15 protein-coding genes are annotated in these 17,540 nt (G+C 39.0%); 1 reads left to right on the top strand and 14 read right to left on the bottom strand.

Features of this window, described 5'->3' with window-relative positions:
- Positions 1-36: 36 nt before the first annotated feature.
- From AC1WHX_RS01185 to AC1WHX_RS01125, 13 genes are all read right to left on the bottom strand, one after another.
- On the bottom strand, positions 37-1,131 hold the full coding sequence (locus AC1WHX_RS01185; RefSeq protein WP_270738566.1) for a chorismate-binding protein: 1,095 nt from the start codon (positions 1,129-1,131) through the stop codon (positions 37-39).
- A 20-nt stretch (positions 1,132-1,151) separates the two neighbouring features.
- Positions 1,152-2,447, bottom strand: a complete 1,296-nt coding sequence (gene rimO, locus AC1WHX_RS01180; protein WP_270738565.1) for a 30S ribosomal protein S12 methylthiotransferase RimO — start codon at positions 2,445-2,447, stop codon at positions 1,152-1,154.
- 110 nt (positions 2,448-2,557) lie between these two features.
- Positions 2,558-3,514, bottom strand: coding sequence for a signal recognition particle-docking protein FtsY (gene ftsY / locus AC1WHX_RS01175; protein WP_009319567.1), 957 nt, complete (start codon positions 3,512-3,514; stop codon positions 2,558-2,560).
- 215 nt (positions 3,515-3,729) lie between these two features.
- Positions 3,730-3,882: a DUF4295 domain-containing protein gene (locus tag AC1WHX_RS01170; protein WP_009319566.1), complete on the bottom strand. Its 153-nt coding sequence runs from the start codon at positions 3,880-3,882 to the stop codon at positions 3,730-3,732.
- A 9-nt stretch (positions 3,883-3,891) separates the two neighbouring features.
- Positions 3,892-4,080: a 50S ribosomal protein L33 gene (gene rpmG, locus AC1WHX_RS01165; protein WP_009319565.1), complete on the bottom strand. Its 189-nt coding sequence runs from the start codon at positions 4,078-4,080 to the stop codon at positions 3,892-3,894.
- Positions 4,081-4,099: 19 nt separating this feature from the next.
- Positions 4,100-4,339, bottom strand: coding sequence for a 50S ribosomal protein L28 (gene rpmB / locus AC1WHX_RS01160; protein ID WP_009319564.1), 240 nt, complete (start codon positions 4,337-4,339; stop codon positions 4,100-4,102).
- Positions 4,340-4,467: 128 nt separating this feature from the next.
- Positions 4,468-5,709 (bottom strand): CinA family nicotinamide mononucleotide deamidase-related protein, encoded by a 1,242-nt coding sequence (locus tag AC1WHX_RS01155; RefSeq protein ID WP_122338181.1) that lies wholly within the window; start codon positions 5,707-5,709, stop codon positions 4,468-4,470.
- A gap of 1 nt (position 5,710) precedes the next feature.
- Positions 5,711-6,946, bottom strand: coding sequence for a M48 family metallopeptidase (locus tag AC1WHX_RS01150; protein ID WP_122338182.1), 1,236 nt, complete (start codon positions 6,944-6,946; stop codon positions 5,711-5,713).
- A 12-nt stretch (positions 6,947-6,958) separates the two neighbouring features.
- Positions 6,959-7,981 (bottom strand): tRNA (adenosine(37)-N6)-threonylcarbamoyltransferase complex transferase subunit TsaD, encoded by a 1,023-nt coding sequence (tsaD, locus tag AC1WHX_RS01145; RefSeq protein ID WP_122338183.1) that lies wholly within the window; start codon positions 7,979-7,981, stop codon positions 6,959-6,961.
- Positions 7,982-8,193: 212 nt separating this feature from the next.
- Positions 8,194-9,090: a C25 family peptidase propeptide domain-containing protein gene (locus AC1WHX_RS01140; protein ID WP_122338184.1), complete on the bottom strand. Its 897-nt coding sequence runs from the start codon at positions 9,088-9,090 to the stop codon at positions 8,194-8,196.
- An 86-nt stretch (positions 9,091-9,176) separates the two neighbouring features.
- Complete coding sequence (locus AC1WHX_RS01135) at positions 9,177-10,118, bottom strand: T9SS type A sorting domain-containing protein (RefSeq protein ID WP_122338185.1); 942 nt, start codon at positions 10,116-10,118, stop codon at positions 9,177-9,179.
- Between the two features lie 117 nt (positions 10,119-10,235).
- On the bottom strand, positions 10,236-11,189 hold the full coding sequence (locus AC1WHX_RS01130) for a T9SS type A sorting domain-containing protein (RefSeq protein ID WP_481228809.1): 954 nt from the start codon (positions 11,187-11,189) through the stop codon (positions 10,236-10,238).
- A 117-nt stretch (positions 11,190-11,306) separates the two neighbouring features.
- Positions 11,307-11,492 carry a T9SS type A sorting domain-containing protein gene (locus AC1WHX_RS01125; RefSeq protein ID WP_481228808.1) on the bottom strand — a complete coding sequence of 62 codons (186 nt, stop codon included), beginning with the start codon at positions 11,490-11,492 and terminating at the stop codon, positions 11,307-11,309.
- Positions 11,493-11,631: 139 nt separating this feature from the next.
- On the opposite strand from AC1WHX_RS01125, the gene AC1WHX_RS01120 reads away from it, so the two are divergent.
- Entirely contained in the window at positions 11,632-16,149 is a 4,518-nt protein-coding gene (locus AC1WHX_RS01120) for a translocation/assembly module TamB domain-containing protein (protein WP_481228807.1), read from the top strand.
- 126 nt (positions 16,150-16,275) lie between these two features.
- On the opposite strand, the gene AC1WHX_RS01115 is transcribed toward AC1WHX_RS01120, so the two are convergent.
- Positions 16,276-17,343 carry a glycosyltransferase gene (locus AC1WHX_RS01115; RefSeq protein WP_187119560.1) on the bottom strand — a complete coding sequence of 356 codons (1,068 nt, stop codon included), beginning with the start codon at positions 17,341-17,343 and terminating at the stop codon, positions 16,276-16,278.
- Positions 17,344-17,540: the final 197 nt, after the last annotated feature.

Genomic DNA, 17,540 nt, shown 5'->3' with positions numbered 1-17,540 from the left:
AGTTATCCGACAAACCGATTATTTACTTTTATTTAATCATTCTATCAAATCTAACAAAGTACGGGATTTTATTTCTGTCTCGTTCCATTCCGAATCAGCATCGGATAAAGCCGTCAAACCTCCACCGACATGTAGTTCCACCCTATCCCGAAAAAGTTCCATACTCCGCAAATTTACAAATAAATCAAATTGTCCGTTACCATAAACCGGTCCTAAGTATCCGGCATAATACCGACGTTCTCGGTTCTCGGTTTCACAGATTATTTTTAAAGCCTCCCGTAATGGAAATCCTCCCACTGCAGGCGTAGGATGCAAGGCATTTATTAACCGAGATATTTCGCCCGGAGATAGCGATTTATTCAACGTAAACATGGTACATAAATGTGAAACAACCCCAGCTTGCCTCAATTCCGGACCGGATATCAGAGGTTCTGTTCCAACTATATTCCGGAAACAAGATTCTATATATTCCGTTACAATCCGCTGCTCCTCCCGATCTTTTTCTCCCCATTCAGAAAAATCGTCTTTTCTCTTTGTTCCGGCCAACGACATAGTTTGAATACAGGAAGCAGAACAACGTAGAAAAGTTTCCGGGGTAGCCCCCATCCATAGAGTCTCTCCGGGAATCGAAACTAAAAAGACAAAAGCATCGGGATAAGTCTCGCACAATCCGTTAAACCATTCCGGAGCTTTCTTATAGGGATCACAAAAAGACTGTTTTACTCTTGACAATACCGCTTTTCGAATTTTACCGGATCTCAGTGCAGAAATAACCCTCTCTGCCTGCTTTATATAAATATCTTTTCCAATCTCACCTACCGGAACAGTGTCCGGCACATTTTTCTTCGGCGTAACTTTCAATATATCCAAGTCTCCAGCCTTCGACAAGTCAATATCATTCCGAAGGAAACGTACAGGAGAGTTATTTGCCACATGAAACGGAGAAAACAAAAAACCGGAATCTTCGAGAAAAACAGAGGGGCTACAATTTCCTGCAACCTCCCCCGATATTTGTGCTCCAAAGCAGAAGTTTCCACTATCAGGTAAACGATATGCAAAAAATGGAATGCCTCTTTCCAAACATATCCGCTGAGCCTCTTTGATTTCTGAAATTGTCACATCTTTACACATGATTATAAAACACAGATATTCTATAAAACCTCTCCGAACAAATCAAATGTTTGGGCATCAGTAATCCGAACGGTATAAAAATTTCCAATAATCAACGGCTTTTCTTTTCCAATCAAAACTTCAGGATCAACTTCCGGCGAATCGAACTCTGTACGTCCTATATAATATTCTTCTTCCTCCCGATCGATAATCACTTTCATTTCCTGTCCTACCTTGGAAACATTTATCTCGGCAGCAATCTCTTCTTGTACAGCCATCAGTTCATCCAACCGTCTCTGTTTCACTTCTTCCGGTATATTATCCGAATAATGCTCTGCCGAAAAAGTCCCTTCTTCTTCGGAATAAGCAAATGCTCCCATACGTTCAAACCTGGCTTTCCGGACAAACTCTTTCAGTTCTTCAAAATCAGATTCTCCCTCTCCGGGATGCCCAACCATCAGAGTGGTGCGGATATGTATTCCGGGCACTTCTTTCCGAATACGGGAAAGCAGTTCATAAGTTTCTTCCTTGGTCACATGTCGATGCATCATCCGTAACATATTATCGCTAATATGCTGCAATGCAATATCGAGATATTTGCAAACGTTAGCATGTTTACGCATTACGGGTAACAGATCATACGGGAAACGTGCCGGATAAGCATAATGTAATCGCACCCATTCTACTCCGGGAACAGAAGCAATGCGATCTACCAATTCGGCAATACAAAATTTTTTGTAAATATCCATCCCATAATAGGTAAGGTCTTGAGCTATAATCTGAAATTCTTTTACTCCTTTCCGTACCAACATCTCAATCTCTTCAATGATATCTTCCATAGGACGAGACTGGTAATGTCCCGTTATAATAGGTATAGCACAATAAGAACACATCCGGTTACAACCTTCAGCTATTTTTATATATGCATAATGAGAAGGCGTTGTCAATATACGTTCCAAACGAAGGTCAGGCACATATTCCTTTCCCAAATCATCCAGCAATTTATTCCAATCGAACTTTCCGTAAAACTTATCGACTTCAGGAATCTCTCCTGCAAGCTCGGTCATGAAACGTTCAGACAGGCATCCCATTACATAAAGCTTTTTGATTTTTTTCTTTGCTTTTGCCGCAACAAAATTCAAAATCATATTGATCGATTCTTCTTTGGCATCACCTATAAACCCACAGGTATTGATCACCACAATCTCTCCCGTTACTTTTTCTGCATCATGCCGGACTTCATATCCGGCCGCTTCGAACTGCCGCATAAGATGTTCCGAATCCACCAAATTTTTAGAACATCCTAATGTTATTATATCTACTCTGTTCTTTACCATTTATTCTATAATTAAATAGTCTTCCGACCTTTACGGTACAGAAATCGCGCAAAGCGATATAGGTCTTCTCTGCGCGATCTTGTTCATGCGAAATATAAAAATTACATATCTTATTCGTCCCCGAAAAGAGAATCTACAAATTCTTTTCTGTGGAATACCTGCAAATCTTCCATTCCTTCTCCCAAACCTATATACTTAACCGGAGTTTTAAACTGGTCGGATATTCCGATAACTACCCCGCCCTTTGCAGTACCATCAAGTTTGGTAATTGCCAATGCATTTACTTCTGTCGCAGCGGTAAATTGTTTCGCCTGTTCAAAAGCATTCTGTCCGGTAGAACCATCCAATACGAGCAACACTTCATGAGGTGCTCCCGGAATAACCTTGTCCATTACTTTCTTAATTTTAGAAAGCTCATTCATCAAACTGATTTTATTATGCAAACGTCCTGCCGTATCGATAATTACGACATCCGCATCATTAGCTTTAGCCGAACTTAGGGTATCAAAAGCAACAGAAGCCGGATCAGCTCCCATTTTTTGTTTCACAACCGGAACACCTACTCTTTCACCCCATATTACAAGCTGTTCTACCGCAGCTGCTCTAAAGGTATCGGCTGCACCCAAATAGACTTTATTTCCGTTCTTCTTATATTGATAGGCCAGTTTTCCGATTGTTGTTGTTTTCCCTACACCGTTTACACCAACCACCATTATCACATAAGGACGTTTACTCTCCGGAACAGTAAATTCCCCGTCAGTTTCATTATCGTTTTCTGTCAATAAAGCGGCAATCTCTTCACGCAACATTCCCTTCAACTCCCCGGTAGAAATATACTTGTCCCGTTCGACTCGCTTTTCAATCCGTTCGATAATACGCAAAGTCGTCTCTACTCCGACATCCGATGTGATAAGCACCTCTTCCAGATCGTCCAAGATATCGTCATCAACTTTCGATTTTCCCGCTACGACACGGGCAAGTTTCGAAAATACCCCTTCTTTGGTTTTGGAAAGACCTTTATCAAGTGTCTCCTTTTTTTCTTTAGAAAAGAAACCGAATAATCCCATATCTATTTTTTATCATTGATTACAATTGCAATTATATCTTTCAAACTCTCTGCTTTCCCAGCCATCGGTTATCGGATATGAAATGAAGATTTCGAGGTACTTTCCAGCATATCATACAATCTTCAAAGCACAAAATTACAAAATAAAGCGACAAAAAAAAACTTCCTTACAGAATTGTAAGGAAGCTCTTTATATTAAGTATCTGATATTCTCAATTATTTAGCGAGCACTTCATTTACTTTTTCGTTAGGAACCATTTCTTCCTGGAAAATATAAGCTCCTGTCTTCGGTGATTTTACCATTTTAATCACCTTTGAATAAGTACGTCCATCACCTTTCTGAAGAGACGCAACGGTTTTCTTTGCCATAGCTCAATATTATTTAATTTCTTTGTGAATAGTTACTTTTTTCAAGATAGGATTGTATTTTTTCAATTCCAATCTCTCTGTGGTATTTTTTCTGTTTTTAGTGGTAATGTATCTCGAAGTACCGGGCATACCACTTGCTTTGTGCTCCGTACATTCAAGAATAACTTGTACTCTATTACCTTTAGCTTTCTTTGCCATCTTCTTAACTTCCTTCTAATTATGCGTTTAAATAACCTTTTTCCGCAGCTTGTTTCAAAGCTGCATCCAATCCCATTTTATTAATGGTACGGAGACCGGCAGCTGATATTTTCAGACTGATCCAACAATCTTGTTCTACCCAATAGAACTTTTTGGTAAACAAGTTGACATTAAATCTTCTTTTTGTGCGTCTCTTTGAGTGAGATACGTTATTGCCAACCAATGCTTTTTTTCCGGTAATTTGACAAATCTTCGACATCGCTTTATCTATTTTTTTATTGATTTTCTACTGCTTTCACAAACAGAGTGCAAAGTAAACGTTTTTAAGAATACCTTCCAAATTTTTTTCTATTAAATACTCTTTTTTTTAGAACTCTCTATTCCTGATCATTCACTTAAAACAGAGATCATCTGCAACAGTGCCGTATGCGTAAAACGATTTATGTTTATCGCCCGTGAATTTTCAAAACAATATTTACGACTGACTATCCGATCTCCGACAGCTACAGCAATACAAACCGTACCGACTGGCTTACCGGGGACAGCCCCGTCCGGTCCGGCAATACCCGATGTAGCAATAGCACAATCGGTTTTCAATAAACGTCTTACTCCTTTAGCCATCTGTTCCACCACTTCACGACTCACGACTCCGTGTTTTTCTATTGTCGAAGAATCGACATCCAGAACCTGCACCTTCACTTCATTGGCATAAGATACCACACTCCCTTTATAATAGGCCGAACTGCCGGGTATCAATGTAATTTCATGTGCGATATTTCCTCCGGTACAACTTTCAGCCGTAGCAATTGTCAATCCTTTATAGGATAACAGCAACCCTAACGCCTCCGCCATAGTAGCATCTCGATGACAGAATATATGTTTTCCCAACAAATCTTCTAAACGGGAGAAAGAGTCGTCCAACTGCCGAGATAAAATTTCCTCGTTCTCTCCCCGTGCCGTCAGCCTCAACCGGATAACTCCCGGAACGGGCAAATAAGCTAATTTACTTGATGCCGGTAATCCGGCTTCAAAATCCGAAAGAAATTCAGATAAACCTGATTCTGAGAAATCTTTCACAAGGCAAGTCTTATGCAAAATCGCCGTATGATCAGGGTAACGCTTTCTCAATCTGGGTAGCACCTCCGCTGTCATGGCTCGCTGCATCTCTGCCGGAACTCCGGGCATCGAAACCAAAACTTTTCCATCTTTCTCAAACCACATGATCGGAGCTGTTCCCACCGGATTCTGTATTACGGTACAACTGTCCGGCACCATCGCCTGTGTACGAGTGGAGTCATTCATTTGCAATCCCCTTCGTTCAAAAAAAAGATCATTATTTTTCTGAACTTCAGCATCAAAGATCAATTTTCCACCAAAATATTCACAAAGCGTCTGTTTAGTAATATCATCTTTCGTAGGCCCGAGTCCACCTGTCATTAATACGACATCCACTCGATCGAACGACTGGCGGATAGCGGATATAATTTCAGCACGACGATCACGCACCGTCGTAATTTCCATTACCTCCCAACCGATTTTATTCAAGTTACGGGCTATCCAAGACGAATTCGTATCAGTTACCTGCCCGATCAGCAATTCATCTCCGATTACTATAATCTCAACATTCATATCATTTATATTTTTGCAAAGCCGCCATGCGTTGCAATAACGTAGGGTGAGAATAATATACTTTTACATATAGAGAATCGGGAGTCAAGTTACTTAACGATTTCACGGAAAGTTTTTTCAGACCACCTATCAAAGCATTCGCTAAGCCAAAAGATGCGGCAAAAGCATCTGCCTGATATTCATTTCGACGAGAAAGAGCATTTATCCCGATCCCTGTCAACAGCTCCAAAGGAGTATATAACAAACCGAATGCGACCAAAGCTAACGGAAAAGAAGGCGTACTTCCCCCCATCGCCTCAGCCAACACCGAACTGTCCAACACCAAAGACAACAAAAAAAACATCAGAACCGTATTCATTACCGATACTCCCATCATTTGCCATGTATGTTTATGTTTATAATGGCCTATCTCATGAGCAAGAACTGCAACAATTTCTTCCGTGCTCAAATCATCTATCAACGTATCATAAAGTACGATCCGTTTTTTAGGTCCTAATCCGCTAAAATAGGCATTTGCTTTTGTAGAACGTTTAGAACCGTCTATCACATAAATATTATTCAGTTTGAAACCGGCACGATTAGCGAACTTCTCTATCGCATTTCTCAATTCGCCCTCTTCTAATGGCGTCTGTTTATTAAATAACGGAACGATCCATTCCGAATAGAACATATTCATCAACATACTGAAAGCCACGACCACAATACAGGCAACCCACCAAAAAGAAGTTCCCAACCACAGATATAACCAAAGAATCGCAGCAAAAAGTAATCCACCTATAACTATACCGAACAGCCAAGATTTCAACTTATCGGCAACGAACGTTTTACGAGTTGTTTTATTAAATCCGAAACGATCCTCTATAACAAATGTATCGTACCAATCAAAAGGTATAGTCAACAGATCATTCACCAAAAAAAGAACGAAAAAAAAGAATAATGTAGCCGGAACCAACTTTTCAAACAATGAAAAAGCCCATGTATCGAGCCATCCGAATCCGCCCAAAAACAGCATCAACAAGACGAGCAAAGTCGTATATGTAGAAGTTATAAGACCGAAACGATTGTTGACTTTGAAATAATTTTGCTGATCGGCATATTTCCGCTCATCGTAAAGTCCCCGCAACATTTCCGGCAAAACCGGAGATGCAGCACGACGGTTTCTCAATGCCAACCATTGGGAAAAAATATATTCCCCCACGACAAAAAGCACAATGATATAAAATACCCAATTATACATTTTATAAACAGCTTACAATACTACTCGAGAAAAAGGAGCTTCGTCGATCGAACAAAAATCTTTGTCCAAATATTTGTAATATCCCGTTATCGCCACCATAGCTGCATTATCGGTCGTAAAAGAAAATTTCGGCAAATGAATCTTCCAGCCATACCGACGAGCATGGTCCTCGAAAGCACTTCGCACTCCCGAATTAGCCGACACCCCCCCGGCTACCGCCACTTCGGTAATACCGGTATCCTTTACCGCTTTACGCAATTTATCCATTAATATATCCACAATGGTAAACTGTAAAGAAGCGCACAGATCTTGTTTATTTTTTTCTATAAAATCAGGATCTTCTTTAATGCGGTCACGGAGTAAATAAAGGAAAGAAGTCTTCAATCCGCTAAAACTGTAATTATATTCGGGAATATGCGGTTTATTCAAGGTAAAAGCTTTCGGATTCCCTTCTTTAGCCAAACGATCCACTACCGGTCCGCCGGGATAGCCCAAATCCATGACTTTAGCGCACTTATCGAAAGCCTCTCCGGCAGCATCATCTATCGTCTGCCCGATCACCTCCATATCCTTATACGAATTTACCCGAATAATCTGGGAATTTCCTCCGGACACCAATAAACAGATAAACGGAAACGACGGTTGATTATGGTCATCTTCGCTCTCCTTGATAAAATGCGCCATGACATGTGCCTGCAAATGATTTACATCGATCAGAGGAATGTCCAAAGCGGTTACAAAACCTTTGGCAAAAGACGTACCGACGAGTAAAGACCCCATCAATCCCGGTCCGCGAGTAAACGCCAATGCACTCAATTCGCTCTTATCGATTCCTGCACGTTTCAATGCTTCGGACACTACCGGTATAATATTCTGCTGATGCGCACGAGATGCCAGTTCGGGAACAACTCCTCCGAAAGCCTCATGCACAGCCTGGCTGGCTATAACGTTAGACAACATAACGCCATCTCGAATTACAGCTGCCGACGTATCGTCGCATGATGACTCTATTCCTAAAATAGTTATATGGTTCATATAATTGATTTTCTCACAATATTTCTGCGGACGAAATTAATCATTAAAAAGGGAATATAGATGAGAGAAGTATTTTTTTTAATAAAATGATTCGGTTTTACGGCCTTTATTCCATTAATCGGTCAATATCATCCGTTTCGTATCCACCTCTTTACCATCGGCAATCAAGGTGTAAATATACATTCCTGCTTTAAGTTCTCTTCCATTAATCGTTATAACCCCGGCAGATCCGATCCCGGATATTCATTCATAATCTCTTCGGTAGTCTTTATTATCGCCGGCACGCCTTTTGCAGTCTTCCAGTCCGCCAATTTTTGAAAAGCCGGTTTCAACGCTTCATTGGTTATAATCAGGTAGTCAGGAACCACCTCTTCCATAACCGAAAGCGACATCGGGGTAACACTCCTATTCCCCTCCCGACATATCGTAACTCCATTGACCGCCTCCCTCACCTCTGCCGCCGGAGCAAATTCCGAAACCTGCTCGGGATTCCGGACATACGACCGGATATAATTCCGAACACGATCTGCCCGTTGCCGGGACTGTTTCGGTAGCACAGTTGCAGAACCGTTTCGTGCTGCCGCTACGCTATACTCCAGCATATAGTCGATATCACACAGATAAACCTCCCGTGACGCCGGACGGTACTCCACCGGATAGATACCCACCGTAACGATATGGTATCCCTGATCGTACCCGTCATACAGAATCCGTACCCGTTCACCGGGATATCCGCCGGACGAAGCATACAACGAATCGTTAAGCTGAAAATCAGGGGACATCTCCACATTATTGGTAGGTACAGGCGGCTGTACAGGAACAATACGGTAATAACCCGGAAACAATCGCTTAGAAAGATGCACCACCTGCACTCCCGTCACCCAGGCATCGACAGGAATCACATACGACCGGGTTACATACGGCAGTTGCGGACAACCGATCTCCGCCATAGGCTGTGAACCGGGAAACGAGAGCGAAACATACGGTTCGTATCCCGACTCGGAAACCTCCACCTCCGGTTCTTCTATCCGGATACTTCCGGTAATCTGGGCAAAGGCGCTGCCAGAAATGTAGTACAACAGGCCTGCCAATAAGCATAATTTTTTCATGATACAAGAAATTAGATATTAAGGGAATAAATCTCCTCCAAAAGAACTAAATTCCCCTCTCGGAGAGAATAAAGGGGATGTAATAATTACCTCACCACGATCTTATCACTTTTATAGACTTTATCCCCGATTATTCTATATATATAAACTCCTGGTGTTGCTCGTAATTCGATACGACTTTCTGCTTCACGAATAATTTGTGATTGTATTATCTGACCCGATAAACTTAGCAACTCAAATTGTAAAGGCAAATTTTCGACATCTACCTGAAGACGAATATTTTTACCCTCCAAATTATATTGAATTTTTAATGGAAACAAATGTTTTTTTTCCAATCCCATATATACTGGCATTTCAAAACATTCTTTACATTCATCCTTTAAATATAGAACCTCATCTTTTACTTTTAAACACGCAAGCTCACAACCACTATAACTGTCAACACAACATGTTGTATAACGTATGGGGAAGAAAAATAATCCTGATAAGCTTCCTATTCCCTCTATCCAAATATTATCATTCTCCATATAATATGCACGTCCATACTTTGAATCAAAAATCTCATTAACAAATATACTCCAATCTCCAATATCTTCAATTCGGACATTCTCAAATGTTGGCTCATAATAATCCCACCCCATCATCGGATATTTTCCTAAATTTACTCTATCTCCCGCTTTCACGGAAAAATCATACATCAAAAATTCCTCAAATACCTCTCCTGTACTCTTATCTGCAGGTTTCATATACACCTTTTTACCAAACTGACGGATACCGCCTACATAAATATCTTTAGAATCAATCTGCAACAATGTATCATTCAACAGATACAATTTATTATAAATCTGACCATTAACTACAGTATCACCTATAAGACCATAAACAAAGCGAAATCCGGAAAAAGCATCATACATATGAATACTCCAAATTGCATCTTTCGTCGGAAAAACCTCGTCCTGCGCAGAACTGCAAAAAGGGAACAAAATACCTGAAAGGCATATAATAAGAACAGAGTACAGTTTTCTCATAGAATTTCCTCCTTTTATATTTCGGTTTAACTTAATCATATAAAATTAAATACTATTTTTTTAATATCCAAATAATTCGCCTCCTTTTTCGTCTTTCCTATAAAAAATGTGTAACAATTACCTCACCACGATCTTATCACTTTTATAGACCTTATCTCCCATTATTCTATATATATAAATGCCCGGAACAGAAACTTCCAAATCAATTGTCATGCCTCCATCACGAACCATATTTTGTTGTAATACCGTTCCGCTCAGATTCAACAATTCGAATTGCAAAGGCAAATTATGCATGGGAGATTGTATCAATAACTGCCTGTTACCTATTTGCCGTACTGTTACCGGAATTACAACATTTTCCGATACATTCAAGACTTCCATACATTCTTCACATCCCGGATCTTTATAACGAATTTTATCTCCCACTTTTAAGCACAATAATGCACTACGTTGACCATAGGGTAAATCAACCCACCTTTGTTTACCGGTAGGAATAGGAGCCGGTGTAAAAAACAACCCAAGCAAACTTCCTACTCCTTCGATCCATGTGTCATATCCTCCTGAAACAATTTCAAATTCTCGTCCCCGATCAGTCTCTTCTATATTTTCCACATATCCTGTTATATCATCTAAATAAGGACTCACATTTGCAAATGTTATACCCCCATAATCCCTCATAAATCGCGGGCGTTTTCCAAAATTGATTTTATCACCTACTTGTACAGAAAAATCATACATCAGGAATTCTTCCAGCAACTTTCCTGTTGCCGTATCTGTCGGGCGCATATATACTTTCTTGCCCGATACCCGGACTCCGCCGACATAAACATTCTCCGGATTTTCTCTCAATACAGAATCTTTCAGCAGATACAATTTGCGATAGCTTAATCCATCGAAAACCGTATCTCCTACAAAACCGTAATAATGGGACGTGACCATTGCTCCGTATTTCGGAATGTAAATATTCCAAATCGCATCTTTCGTCGGAAAAACCTCGTCCTGCGCAGAACTGCAGAAAGGGAACAAAATACCTGAAAGGCATATAATAAGAACAGAGTACAGTTTTCTCATAGAATTTCCTCCTTTTATATTTCGGTTTAACTTAATCATATAAAATTAAATACTATTTTTTTAATATCCAAATAATTCGCCTCCTTTTTCGTCTTTCCTATAAAAAATGTGTAACAATTACCTCACCACGATCTTATCACTTTTATAGACCTTATCTCCCATTATTCTATATATATAAATGCCCGGAACAGAAACTTCCAAATCAATTGTCATGCCTCCATCACGAACCATATTTTGTTGTAATACCGTTCCGCTCAGATTCAACAATTCGAATTGCAAAGGCAAATTATACACGGAAGGCACTCCTATTTTTCAGGATTGACTCTTATAACCACTTTTACGATTTCAATTACCAAATCAAGAATAAATGTTGCATGATCGAAAAATTCGACAACGTCAAAGATTTATTCTCCGAAAAATGATAAATTTGTACCACATTGTCATGAAACAGATATTCAAGATTTTCAAATACATAACAATCAGCATATTAACGATTTTAATCATCGTATATGCCGGACTTTATTTATTGTTGAGCATACCCGCTGTTCAACAGGAAATCAAGAATATAAGCGAACGTGAACTATCTCAAGTATTAGAAACGAAATTAACTATAAAACAGGTACAGCTTTTCCCGTTCAATAAAGCAGTATTGGAAGGGCTTTGTCTATATGACCAGAAAAACGATACATTGCTTTATGCTCAAAAACTAACTGCCGGATTTTCCCCTTTTGCTTTATTGGAACATCAATTGATATTTACAACGGCCCAACTTTTCGATTTCAAAATCGAAATACAACGGGATTCTTCAAATTCACAAACCAATCTCCAATTTTTAATAGATGCTTTTACTCCTCGAAAAAAGAATCATTATAAACCGTTCGATATACAGCTTAATACTATCCTGATTCGCCGGGGAAGTATTCGTTATGATATTTTATCCGAACCGTACAAAGATCCGGGAACTTTTGACAAGAACCATATCCTTTTGGACAAAGTAGTATCTACCGTATCACTAAAAGCTTTACGGAAAGACTCTATAAACATCAATGTCAGGCGCATCAGTTTTGAAGAAAAATCGGGCTTTTCATTATCAAAATTGGCATTTAAGTTACAAGGGAACGAAGATAAAGCGACATTGTCTAATTTTCGGCTCAATCTTGCAAATTCACACCTGAGTATCCGAAAAACAGACATCGACTTGTCAAAGACAAATACGCTGAAACAATTCTGTGACAGTACGGATTTGAATTTCAATATTGATGAAGCTCATGTCGTATTAAAAGACATTGCTCCTTTTGCTCCGATCTTACGGAACTTTTCTACCCCGATAGATTTGACATGTAATATCGGCGGAACTATAAACAACCTACGACTCGAACACATGAATTTATCTTATGGAGAGAAAAGTATCCATTTAAAAAGTAAAGGTAGCCTCGATGGCGTTACATCACCACAAAATGCGTTCATATTCGGTGAAATACAAGAATTGAATGCATCTCCCAAAGGAATACAATCTTTAATCAACGATTTATCTTCGGTCCGCAAAGATGTGAACCCGATTCTTGCTCATTTAGGAACAGTTAGTTTTCACGGTGAAATATCGGGATTTATAACTCAATTGATCACCTTCGGAGAATTTGACAGCAATATCGGAAAGTTACGGGCGGACATGATGATCTCCCGGAATGCAAAAGAAAATCTGGCATATAAAGGAACTGTAGAAACTTCAGGGCTTCAAATCAGGGAGCTCCTGCCCCAAGGGAATCCCTTGGGAGAAATCAGTTTTAAATTTGATCTCGATGGACACCACCCGCATAATGGAATGCCCGAAGGTAAAGTCATTGGAGATATAGGCCATATCGACTTTAAAGGATACACATACGAGAATATCAGCCTGAACGGGAACTACAAAGGTTCGAAATATGACGGCACTCTCAATATAGACGATCCGAACGGGAACTTGCAAATGAACGGAACTATCGATCTATTAGATAAGCGTCCGATATTTCAATTAGTAGCACGAGGTGAAAATATACGTTTACAGGAACTACAATTAGCCCCTCAATACTCAAACTCGACTTTAGGATTCATTCTCAGTGCCAATTTCGAAGGAAATAATCTGGATAATGCAGAAGGAGTCTTATCGATAGACACCCTCTCTTTTAACAATAACGGAAAAATATTCTCAACTCGAAATTTTCATATCGAAGCTCACAATGAACAAACTCCTCAGTCAGTAAGCATCGAATCGGACTTAATATCAGGAAGAATATCCGGCCGATATTCTTTTAATACACTAAAGGACTCTTTCACTCGAATGTTAGCATCTGCGCTACCTTCACTCATTCAGCCACCTACCTCTAAACAAGTAGCACAAAACAACTTCACTTTTAACTTCGAGATTCAGAACAGCAATCATTTATCGGATGTTCTCGAACTGCCTTTTATTTTAAAAAATCCGGCAAAAATATCAGGATTTTTCAGTGATGAAAACCGCAATTTCAGGATAGAAGGAAATTTGCCCGAATTTCAAATAAAAAACATGCGCTTTGCTTCGGCGGGAATCTACGCAGAAAAACAAAAAGAAAATATTTCTTTCCAGCTTGGAGCTATGCTACTTAACAAGCAGGACAAACAGATTCATTGGAATGTAGCTGCAAAAGCTCATGACGACTATCTTGACACAAAAATCAACTGGAGCAACTCCGGTACGGCAACGTTTTGTGGAGAATTATCATCCCAAAGTAAATTTATCAAAACCGAAAAATCTGCCAATGCCGACATACATATCAACCCGACCCAACTGATACTGAATGACACAATATGGCAAGTCTCCCCGTCCCAAATCAACATTAACGATGGTAAAATACAAATCAGCCATTTCGAAGTAAGACATGATTCTCAATTTTTACGTCTTGACGGTAACATATCAAAACTTCCTGAAGATGAATTAACTTTGCAACTGAATGACATCAACCTTGATTATATTTTCGGATCACTGAATATCAAACATGTCGTTTTCGGAGGTCAAGCCACGGGTATATTCAGCATCGCCGGATTACTGAATAAAGAAATCCGCCTGAGTACAAAACAGTTTGATGTAATTAATTTTGCATACAATCACTCTTTATTGGGAAATCTTCATCTATTCAGCCAATGGGAGCGAGAAACAAAAGGTATTTTACTACAAGGTAAAATATCTCAACCGAACACAGATGATACCCGGATCGAGGGATATATATTTCCGACCAGAGATTCGCTACATCTGTCATTCGATGCAAATCGGCTGAACCTTGAATTTCTCCGTCCGTTTATGGATAATATTTTAAGCAATGCGACAGGACGGGCCACCGGAAAACTGGATTTTTACGGGAAATTCAAAGCCTTAAACGTAACAGGAGATGCTTTTGTCGATAATTTTACTTTCGACATCGGATATTTGAACACGTCATTTTCCGTTACTGATACCGTACACATGACTCCTACTTCGATATATTTTAATGATGCCTCGTTGCGCGATCGAAATGGGAAACTCGCTAAGGTCAAAGGTATATTGCATCATAAAAACTTCAAGAATCTCAGCTATGATATCGGGATTTCAGGATTACAGAATTTTCTGGTATATAATATGACAGAAAAACTCAGCCCTATTTATTACGGCACAATATATGGAAGCGGAGCTGCAACTATCAACGGGGATCTTGTAAAAACGAATATAGATGTCAATATGAGTACCGGACCGAACTCTAAATTTACCTATGTTCTTACGGGAAACGAAACGGCAAGCGATTACCCGTTCATTACTTTCATAAATAGACGTGCATTGATTTTTGAAAAGCAGAAATTACAACAGGATAGCATCAATACTCCGATTTCTACTCCGGTTATTGAAAAAAAGAATCATTTATTAAATATAAATCTTCAAATCGATGCTACTCCCGATATAACGATGCAACTGGTCATGGACCCGGCCACAGGAGATATAATCAAGGCAAACGGAACTGGGGCAATGCGTATAGAATATAATACGTTATCCGACATGAAAATGTATGGTACATATACCTTGGAAAAAGGGAATTATAACTTTAATTTGCAAGATCTTATCACAAGAGATTTTGCCATACGTTCAGGGAGCAGTATCTCGTTCAGAGGTACACCTCTGAATGCCGAGCTCAACATCGAGGCTTATTACGCACTGACAGCAAATCTACAAGATCTGGATGAAAGTTTTGCCGATGATAAGGAACTGGCAAGAACGAACGTTCCTGTTCAAACGGTTTTACGTCTTACCGGAGATTTACAACGTCCCGATTTTAAATTCGATTTGAATTTTCCGACTTTAAGCCAGGATGTCGACCGACGGATACGTAGCATTGTCAGCACTGACGAGATGATGAACCGGCAAATCATATATTTGTTGGCATTAAACAAGTTCTATACTCCGGATTATATGAACGTGGGACAGGCCCGAAATAACGAACTCGTTTCGGTAGCCTCATCGACCTTATCTTCACAATTAAGCAATATGCTCGGGCAAATTAGCGACAAGTGGAATATCGGTACAAATATCCGAAGTGATAAAGGCGATTTCTCTGATGTAGAATTCGAACTTGCTTTATCGAGTCAACTGCTCAACAATCGATTAATATTTAACGGAAATATCGGATATCGAGATGACGCCGTAAACAGCAATACATTTATCGGTGATTTCGACTTAGAATATTTACTCAGCAAAAGCGGAAATTTACGCTTAAAAGCATATAATCACTACAATGATAAAAACTACTACATAAAATCGGCCCTGACAACTCAAGGCGTAGGAATCATGTATAAACGTGATTTTACAAAATTTCAGGAACTATTCCAGCGCATAGGAGAATCGATACATCGTCTTTTCAAAAAAAAGAGAAACCCGAAAATCAAAGATAACACACAAACTACCACAGAACAAGAAAAATAATTCTTTATATAAAATCGAAAGACTTAAAAAATACTTCCAAAAGTCTATTCAATCTATCTAAAAACTTGTTCTAATTTTCCGATGTAGAAATTCACGAAACCGACTCGAGCAAAATTAAACAGACTTTTACAAATTCTGCCATGTAAAATTTTTACTTTTACTACAAATCCCGATAATCTTATAATATAGATTAATTACAGACTGTAAAAGATCAAAAACTGGAAGTAAAAAGAATAATTTATTGGATGATAATCTTTTTGCAGATTTACGATATATGGTTACTTGCACAATAAACCGTAATAACCAAAACAAAAACGATACAGCCGAAAACAACAGATTATAATAAAGTCCGTAAACAAAAAACAAAACGATCGAAATATAAAATAAATACACGGTCATTCGCTCAAAGCCAAATACAAACTTCGAATCGGTCTTTAAATAGGCAGCAGTAAAATCATACCTTAACTTTAATTCTCTCCAAGCCTTAAAATTATTTTCATAATGAATTACCATTCTACTTTCAGGAGAAAGTTCGATACGGGTATTATCTGCCGTCGCAACCTCATTAATAAATAAATCATCGTCTCCATAATGGAGATTTAAATGTTTGGAAAAACCTTTATTTCTGAAAAACAGATCTTTCCGATAGGCAAGATTATATCCTTCGGCCATATAAGTCTTATGCAATAGAATATAAGAGATATAACGCAAAGTAAACATTAACCGATCATAAGCGACGTATCTTCTTTTCCGTTGCCCCTCCCCGTCTATATATGCGTATCCTGCTACGATATCCACTCCTTCAACAAAATTCCGCATCATATAAGTAAGCCAATCACTTCCTTCAGGTGCACAATTGGCATTTGTCAACATTACAATATCATGCTTTGCCGCCTTAATTCCAACCGTTAAGGCCAATTTTTTCCGGCTAAGGCTTCGGGCTTCATCCGGAATATAAGTTTGATATAAATTGTCATATTCAGATTCTAAACGGGTCACAACATCACGAGTCTCGTCTGTAGAACCGTCATTTACAACAATCACATCAAAATCGGGATAGTTTTGTGACAAAATCGAAGGTAAAAAAACCTCTAAATGCTCAGCGTCATTTTTAGCATACACGATGACAGATACTCCCGGCTGTTTATCCGTATATGGGACATCTCCTTTTTCTTCCGATTCCAGATATTTCAAGGGTTTTCGGTAAAAATATAGATAATAGAATATCTGAATCGAAAAAAGAATAAACATTACAATAAAAAAAATGATCTCTATACCATTAAAATCAAAACTGACCTGCATATTTCGTAATATTTTATGCAAACGTACACAATCTTTTTTTATGAAACAAAACCTTTTTTTGAAATAAAAAATACTCTAAAGCAAATGGC

The organism is Coprobacter sp. (assembly GCF_982436375.1).
Note: the sequence above shows the minus strand (reverse complement) of the source record. Positions and strands in the feature narration are given on the sequence as shown.